The 564-nt window shown below is 55.3% G+C and carries 1 protein-coding gene and 1 pseudogene; both read left to right on the forward strand.

The annotated features are described in order from the left end of the window. Window positions 1-8 precede the first annotated feature (8 nt). Complete coding sequence (gene tnpB / locus EN780_RS36990; RefSeq protein ID WP_348631305.1) at window positions 9-302, forward strand: IS66 family insertion sequence element accessory protein TnpB; 294 nt, start codon at window positions 9-11, stop codon at window positions 300-302. A gap of 44 nt (window positions 303-346) precedes the next feature. Beyond that, window positions 347-564, forward strand: a pseudogene (locus tag EN780_RS41175) (hypothetical protein); the annotation flags it as partial.

Below are 564 nucleotides of genomic sequence, written 5' to 3' on the forward strand. Positions count from 1 at the left end.
ACACCGATATGAGGTGTGGCTTCCCCTCGCTTGCGCTACGGGTGCAGGAGGTGCTCAAACATAATCCGCTGGGCGGCAATTTGTTCTGCTTCCGAGGGAAGCGTGGAAATTTGCTGAAATGTATTTGGCATGATGGCCAAGGGGCATGCCTGTTCACAAAAAGACTTGAACGAGGAAGATTCATATGGCCTTCAGTTGAAGGCGGAGCCGTAACAATATCTCCGGCACAGTTAAGTTACTTTTTGCCGGGGATAGATTGGCGTAACCCTCAAGAAACATGGCGACCAGCTCGTGTTGGATAGCATTTTTTAGTTGATATTAAGCGGAAATCTGATTCAATGGCTTCGTGACTTCGAAGCCTGTTGATCTTCCTGCGGACCTTGCCGGTGCCTACATGGCGCTGCTGGCTGCGCATGAGGCGCTGCAGGCTGAACGCGATGCCGTCGCGGATGCGGCCAATGCGCAGGCCGAAGCTGCCAACTGGCAGACGCAGGCGACCAACTGGCAGGCTGACGCCGCGACCATGCAGGCGAAGCTGTCGGATACCGAGGCGCGGATTGCGCG

It is taken from the genome of Mesorhizobium sp. M4B.F.Ca.ET.089.01.1.1 (genome assembly GCF_004022605.1).
Classification (GTDB): Bacteria; Pseudomonadota; Alphaproteobacteria; order Rhizobiales; family Rhizobiaceae; genus Mesorhizobium; species Mesorhizobium abyssinicae.

Coding starts and splice junctions, on each gene's coding strand:
- tnpB (WP_348631305.1), top strand. CDS start 9: ATGAGGTGTGGCTTCCCCTCGCTTGCGCTACGGGTGCAGGAGGTGCTC.